Source organism: Sporosarcina koreensis (assembly GCF_001531445.1).
GTDB lineage: Bacteria > Bacillota > Bacilli > Bacillales_A > Planococcaceae > Sporosarcina > Sporosarcina koreensis_C.
Window position 1 is genome coordinate 23,719 of record NZ_LQYA01000141.1, and the last position, 6,999, is coordinate 30,717.

7 protein-coding genes are annotated in these 6,999 nt (G+C 47.7%); all 7 read left to right on the top strand.

Annotation, left to right across the window (positions count from 1 at the left end):
- On the top strand, window positions 1-1,311 hold a 1,311-nt coding region (gene ligA / locus AWV70_RS24695), incomplete at its 5' end, for an NAD-dependent DNA ligase LigA (RefSeq protein WP_235588689.1).
- A 5-nt stretch (window positions 1,312-1,316) separates the two neighbouring features.
- Window positions 1,317-2,432: a CamS family sex pheromone protein gene (locus tag AWV70_RS15095; protein ID WP_060208907.1), complete on the top strand. Its 1,116-nt coding sequence runs from the start codon at window positions 1,317-1,319 to the stop codon at window positions 2,430-2,432.
- A gap of 112 nt (window positions 2,433-2,544) precedes the next feature.
- Window positions 2,545-2,832, top strand: coding sequence for an Asp-tRNA(Asn)/Glu-tRNA(Gln) amidotransferase subunit GatC (gene gatC, locus AWV70_RS15100; RefSeq protein WP_060208908.1), 288 nt, complete (start codon window positions 2,545-2,547; stop codon window positions 2,830-2,832).
- Window positions 2,833-2,856: 24 nt separating this feature from the next.
- Complete coding sequence (gene gatA, locus AWV70_RS15105) at window positions 2,857-4,323, top strand: Asp-tRNA(Asn)/Glu-tRNA(Gln) amidotransferase subunit GatA (protein ID WP_060208910.1); 1,467 nt, start codon at window positions 2,857-2,859, stop codon at window positions 4,321-4,323.
- A complete protein-coding gene (gatB, locus tag AWV70_RS15110) occupies window positions 4,323-5,753 on the top strand; it encodes an Asp-tRNA(Asn)/Glu-tRNA(Gln) amidotransferase subunit GatB (RefSeq protein WP_060208917.1) in 1,431 nt (476 codons plus the stop codon). Before gatA ends, gatB begins: the two co-directional genes overlap by 1 nt.
- 226 nt (window positions 5,754-5,979) lie before the next feature.
- Complete coding sequence (locus AWV70_RS15115) at window positions 5,980-6,549, top strand: thioredoxin family protein (RefSeq protein WP_060208919.1); 570 nt, start codon at window positions 5,980-5,982, stop codon at window positions 6,547-6,549.
- A 110-nt stretch (window positions 6,550-6,659) separates the two neighbouring features.
- On the top strand, window positions 6,660-6,999 hold a 340-nt coding region (locus tag AWV70_RS24700; protein ID WP_235588690.1), incomplete at its 3' end, for a YegS/Rv2252/BmrU family lipid kinase.

A 6,999-nucleotide genomic window follows, 5' to 3' on the forward strand; every position in this document is an offset into this window, starting at 1 on the left:
AGCCATTCTGATTCACTCGAGTACCTCGCGTCGATTGGCTTGGAGACGAATAAGAAGAGCAAACGGTGCAGAACGATCGAGGAAGTTCTCGAATATATAGAGTCTTGGCAGGAACAAAGGCAGGACCTTGATTATGAAATCGATGGAATTGTCATTAAAGTGGACAGCTATGAAGATCAGGAGCAACTCGGTTTCACGGCGAAAAGTCCACGTTGGGCGACGGCCTATAAATTCCCTGCGGAAGAAGTGCACACGAAGCTCCTCGATATCGAGCTAAGTGTCGGCAGAACGGGCGTTGTCACACCAACCGCCATATTGGAGCCGGTCCGTGTAGCGGGCACGACAGTGGCAAGAGCATCTCTCCATAACGAAGATCTTATCCATGAAAAGGATATCCGGATCGGCGACGCAGTCGTCATCCGCAAGGCAGGCGATATCATTCCGGAAGTCGTCACTGTATTGATTGAACGACGGACAGGCAATGAGGAACCGTATCATATGCCTGATAATTGCCCTGTGTGCGATTCTGAACTGGTCAGGATTGAAGGAGAAGTGGCGCTCCGCTGCGTCAATCCACAATGCCCTGCACAGATGAAAGAAGCACTTATTCACTTTGTTTCGCGCAATGCGATGAATATCGAAGGGATCGGCGAACGGGTCGTCGATCAATTGTACACTTCGGGGCTTGTCCAGGACGTGTCGGATCTATACTGTTTGACGAAGGACCAGCTATTATCATTGGAGCGTATGGGAGAGAAATCTGCGACGAATTTATTGAATGCGATCGAAGCATCCAAATCCAATTCCTTGGAGAAGCTGCTGTTCGGCCTTGGCATCCGGCATGTCGGGGAAAAAGCGGCACATATATTATCCGAGGAATTCGGCACAATGGACGAAATTGCGAAGGCGGATGCCGAACGACTTACGTCCATCCATGAAATTGGCGACAAAGTGGCAGACGCGGTCATTCAATTTTTCAATAATGAAGATGTGCTGGAAGTGCTTGGCAAGCTGCAGTCATATGGCGTCAATATGGACTACAAAGGCAGAACGCGTCAAGAGGTTCCGACGGAGGGGCCATTCGCCGGAAAAACAGTTGTCCTAACGGGCAAGTTATCCATACTGACACGCAATGAAGCGAAAGAGCGGATTGAAGCGCTTGGCGGCAAAGTGAGCGGGAGTGTCAGCAAAAAGACGGATCTTGTCATCGCCGGGGAAGATGCCGGATCGAAGCTTGCAAAGGCAGAGGAACTTGGAATTACGGTATGGAATGAAACAGAGTTGGTCGATGCGCTCGGCGAAAAGGAGTAATTTGCATGAAAAGGCTATTCGTACTACCAGTAATGGCAGCCGTCCTGTTGTTAGGCGGCTGTCTACCGTCAATCGGACCCGACAAAGAGGAAGTCATCCAGGAAACCGAAGAACAGGTTGAAGAAACCGTCATGATTCCGGATGTCCAGGTGAAGGACACATTTTACAGAACGCTTCTCCCTCTGAAGAAGAGTGCAAGCCGTGGTCTTGTCGTGAGCAACATCCATACGAAATACGATATCGGGGAAGCCGAGGAAGGGCTATTGCGGTTATCAGCCCAGCATTTCGACCCTAAAAACTACTTCTTCCAGGAAGGCCAGTACATCGATAAAGCGACGGCAAGCGCATGGCTTGCCAGAAGTTCAACGAATGAAGCGGGCTTGAATCCCCCTGAAGCGAAAGGGGAAGACGCAGAAGAGAGTCCGATCTATTTGGCGCATATTATCGAACAAAACTATTTGACGTTGACGGACGATAAGAAAGTGCGTCTTTCCGGTGTGTCGATTGGACTCGCTTTGAATTCCGTCTACTATGATAAAGGCGGAAAAGAGACGGAGATATCTGATGCGGTGCTTGAAAAGCAAGGCATTGCCATGGCGGACAAAATTATCAGCAGGCTGCGTGCGAAAGAAGGGTTCCAAGACATCCCGATCGTCATCGGCCTTTTTAAACAGGAGAAAAGGAATGCGATTGTTCCGGGTGCTTATTTCGCAACCGCTTTTGCCGATAAAGGAAAAACATCGGCATCCGGATGGAAAGAAGTGAATGAACGGTATGTTTTGTTTCCCATTCCGGCCGATATTGACAATTACCGTGACATTAATACGAAGTTCAACAGTTTCAAGCAAGATATCGATGAATATTTCCCAAGCTTCGTCAATGTCATCGGGAAAGGTTTTTTCAAAGAAAACCAAATGGAATCCATTTCTATTGACATACCCATTCAATTTTTTGGGAAGAGTGAAGTCATCGGTTTCACTCAATTTTTGACTGACAAAGTCAAAAATTACTTCCCGAATATAGATGTTGAAGTGAGTATCACTTCGGTGAATGGTCCCGAGGCGCTCATTGTGAAGGAAGCTGGGAGCGATGAACCTTTTATCCATATTTATGGATATTAAAAGCGAGTTCGAATGCGCGTCCGTGCCAAAGCACATGGATGCGCAGTTGCTTTTCAACATACCGCTAAGATGGTATGATTAGTCGTACAATTGCAGTTGGGGAGGAAATCAAATGACGAAATTTACGGCGGAAGACGTACAGTACTTCGCGAATTTTGCAAGAATCGCCTTTTCGGATCAGGAGGCTGAGGAGTTTTCCGAACTCATTTCCGGTCTTGTAGGATTTGGAGATGAATTGAAAGAAGTGGATACTGATAATGTCGAACCAATGACGCATCCGTTGCAGCTTTTCAACGTGCTTCGGGAAGATGTCCCTCAAGATGTACTCGATCGGGACGAAATGTTGGCGAGCGTAAAAGAGCATGAAGACGGAATGATCAAAGTTCCGAATATCCTGTGATAACGGTTTTTAGGAGGATGTAAGATGACGTTAATGAAAAAGACGGCAGCAGAGCTTCAAGCACTTTTACATAACGGGGAAGTCTCTGTCAAAGAAGTGACCGAAGATTCATTTAAGCAGATCGCTGCACTAGATGGTCAAGTGAAGGCGTTCCTTGCGTTGACGGAAGAAGAAGCATTGGCGAAAGCGGAAAGCTTGGACAACGCGCCAAAAGAAGGCCGTGGACCGCTTTTCGGATTGCCGATCGGCATCAAGGACAATATTGTCACGAAAGGCACGACGACAACTAGCGCAAGCAAAATGCTGGAAAACTTTGTTCCTGTCTATGACGCTACAGCTGTTGAAAAAGTGAACGAAGCAGGCATGGTCAGCGTCGGTAAATTGAACATGGACGAGTTCGCAATGGGTTCTACAACCGAGCGTTCAGCTTTCCAAACGACGCACAATCCATGGAACTTGGACTGCGTGCCTGGCGGTTCTTCAGGCGGTTCCGCAGCTGCAGTAGCAGCGGGAGAAGTGCCATTCTCACTTGGTACAGATACTGGTGGATCGGTTCGCCAACCGGCCGCATTCTGTGGAGTTGTCGGCATGAAGCCGACATACGGAAGAGTGTCCCGCAACGGCCTTATCGCATTTGCTTCCTCTTTGGATCAAATCGGCCCGATCACTCGGACAGTCGAAGATAATGCATTATTGTTGAACGCCATTTCTGGTGTCGATCATAGGGATTCTTCCTCTTCGCCACAGCAAGTGCCTGATTTCAAAACAGCTTTGACAGGTGATATTAAAGGCTTGCGAATTGCCGTTCCGAAGGAGTATTTGGGCGAAGGTATCGCGGAAGACGTAAAGGACAAGGTCCGTGCATCATTGAAGGTCCTTGAATCACTTGGCGCATCTATCGGGGAAGTGACGCTTCCACATTCCAAATACGCATCGCCGACATACTACGCGATTGCAACTGCTGAAGCTTCTTCCAATCTCGCGCGATTCGACGGAATCCGTTACGGCTACCGTGCAGAAGGTGCGAAAAACCTGGATGAGATCTATTTGCGTTCCCGTGCGGAAGGATTCGGAACAGAAGTGAAAAAACGGATTCTCTACGGGACATACGCATTAAGTGCAGATCATCATGAAGAATTGTACGTCAAAGCAATGAAAGTACGTACGTTAATTTCTCAAGACTTCGCATCCGTGTTTGACAACTATGATGTCATTGTTGGCCCTACAAGCGCGACGACAGCATACGAAATCGGCGGCGTAGTGGAAAACCAATTGACATTGTATGCGAATGACATTTTGACAGTATCCGTCAATTTGGCAGGCATTCCTGCAATTTCGATTCCATGCGGCTTCTCCAAAGGATTGCCGGTAGGCCTTCAAATCATCGGGAAGCATTTCGATGAGGCTACACTGTACAGAGTGGCGCACGCGTTTGAACAAGCAACTGACTTCCATAAACGCACTCCATCTATCGGGGAGGGTACTAACTAATGAACTTTGAAACGATTGTCGGACTTGAAGTCCACGTTGAATTGAAAACTGATACAAAAATCTTCTCACCGTCTCCATCCCATTACGGTGCAGAGCCGAATATGAATATCCATGTGAAGGACTTGGCATACCCAGGAACACTTCCGACGTTGAATAAACGAGCGGTAGACTTCGGGATGAAGGCTTCCATGGCACTGAACTGTGAAGTTGCCGACGTCATGAATTTCGACCGGAAACATTATTTTTATCCGGATAACCCGGCAGCCTATCAAATTTCCCAAGACAAGCGTCCAGTCGGCCAACATGGCTGGATTGAGATCGAAGTCGAGGGGAAAAAGAAAAAAATCCGTATTGAACGCGTCCATCTGGAAGAGGATGCAGGCAAATTGACGCACTCCGATAACGGCTATTCACTTGTCGATTTAAATAGACAAGGTACGCCACTTATTGAAATCGTTACGGAAGCGGATATCCGCTCTCCTGAAGAAGCTTACGCATTTCTTGAAAAACTGAAAGCAATTATCCAATATACAGGTGTTTCCGACGTGCGTATGGAGGAAGGCTCCCTTCGTTGCGATGCTAACATTTCATTGCGCCCACTCGGACAAGAGGAATTCGGAACGAAAACCGAATTGAAAAACTTGAACTCCTTCAACTTCGTCCGCAGAGGAATCGCGAATGAAGTCGAGCGTCAGGAAAAAATCCTTCTCTCAGGCGGTAAGATCCAACAGGAAACACGCCGTTATGATGAAGCGACAGGCCAAACCGTTCTCATGCGTGTAAAAGGCAGTGCGAATGACTATCGTTTCATCAATGATCCTGATCTACCTGAAATCCATATTGATCAAGAATGGAAGGACCGTGTCCGTGCTGAAATCCCTGAACTTCCGGATGCACGTAAAGCACGTTACGTCCAAGAACTGGACTTGCCTGAATATGATGCGCATGTCTTGACGTTGACGAAAGAGATGTCCGATTTCTTCGACGCAACTGTTGCTGCCGGAGCAGATGCAAAGCTTGCTTCCAACTGGCTGATGGGTGAAGTGTCCGCGTATTTGAACGCTGAACAGAAAGAGCTTCATGGCACAGCGCTGACGCCGGATGGCCTCTCCAGCATGATCAAATTGGTCGCGGATGGCACCATTTCATCCAAAATCGCCAAAAAAGTCTTCAAAGAATTGATTGAAACTGGCGGAAATGCCGCTGACATCGTCAAAGAGAAAGGCCTCGTTCAAATTTCCGACGAAGGTACTCTCCGCGCAATCGTGACGGAAGTGCTGGATGCGAATGAACAATCAATCGAGGACTTCAAAAACGGGAAAGACCGCGCAGTCGGATTCCTCGTCGGACAAGTCATGAAAGCGACAAAAGGGCAAGCAAACCCGCCAATGGTGAATAAAATCCTTCTTGAGGAAATCAAAAAGCGATAATTCCGAACATGAATCGTCCTATACGGGTCTTGCGAAAGTCTCCGTATAGGGCGTTTTAACGTTTTTTCACGTCCAGCTCGGAGCGCTTGAGGGTTGCCTAAATTTCTGCAAAACCCGCAGAAATACGGCAAATCGAACCCTACGCTGTTCGATTCGCTTTTGTTTTGCATCCTATTTGATTCAGGCAACGAATAGGCTTACACTTAAGAAAAAGGAAGGTGTCTGCATGAAAACTGAAAAGCAATATTTCGATGAAGCAATCTCGCTCGTGGATTACATGGATCGGATGGAAAAGCATAAAGAAAACAGCTTCGGCATTTATGAAAAATTCGATGTGCCCCAAGACGACGCATTTATTGAAATAGCAAAAACGGAAAAGCCCAATATACTAGTTATAACGGAAGATTGGTGCGGGGATGCGATGATGAATAATCCGATCCTGCGCCGAATAGCAGAAGCTGCTGACTTGGACGTGCGGGCGGTTTATCGGGATGAAGATACAGACTTGATTGACAGGCATCTAACAAATGGCGGCCGCTCGATCCCGATCTACTTGCTGTTAGACAAAGAAGGCGAAGTGCTGGCGAAATGGGGGCCTCGTGCAGCGGCAATCCAGGAAGATGTGCTTGAGCGCCGCAAACAGCTGCCAGCTCAAGACGCGCCTGAATTTGCAGAGAAACAACGGGATTTCATCGATGAATTAATGAAAGAATATACGACACAGCCAGAATTATGGCTTACGGTTTACGAAGACATCCGCAAGACGTTCATGCCTATATTGCAACAGACGAAGTGAAATTTGGATGGGAAGTTTTAGTAGGGGCTGATAGTCTGCTCAAGCGTCTGATTGTTGGATCATTAACGTATGCAAGCGTTGCATTTTGTATGAATTGAGAGGGAACATGTATGAAGCGTGCAAGAATCATTTATAACCCGACAGCAGGACGTGAAATATTCCGGAAGCATCTGGCTGAAGTGCTTGAAAAGCTGGAGAAGGCCGGCTATGAAACATCCGTACATGCGACCACGGCGGAAGGTGATGCGACCGTAGCGGCGAAAAATGCTGTGGAACGGGGTTTTGACGTCATCATCGCATCAGGTGGAGATGGAACGTTGAACGAAGTCGTCGCCGGGGTCTCCCCATTTGAAGAAAGGCCGACGATTGGGCTCATTCCGACTGGGACGACGAACGATTTTGCCCGGGCGTTGCGTATTCCAAGGGATATTGACGAAGCCATCGACATCA

Coding starts and splice junctions, on each gene's coding strand:
- AWV70_RS15095 (WP_060208907.1), top strand. CDS start 1,317: ATGAAAAGGCTATTCGTACTACCAGTAATGGCAGCCGTCCTGTTGTTA.
- gatC (WP_060208908.1), top strand. CDS start 2,545: ATGACGAAATTTACGGCGGAAGACGTACAGTACTTCGCGAATTTTGCA.
- gatA (WP_060208910.1), top strand. CDS start 2,857: ATGACGTTAATGAAAAAGACGGCAGCAGAGCTTCAAGCACTTTTACAT.
- gatB (WP_060208917.1), top strand. CDS start 4,323: ATGAACTTTGAAACGATTGTCGGACTTGAAGTCCACGTTGAATTGAAA.
- AWV70_RS15115 (WP_060208919.1), top strand. CDS start 5,980: ATGAAAACTGAAAAGCAATATTTCGATGAAGCAATCTCGCTCGTGGAT.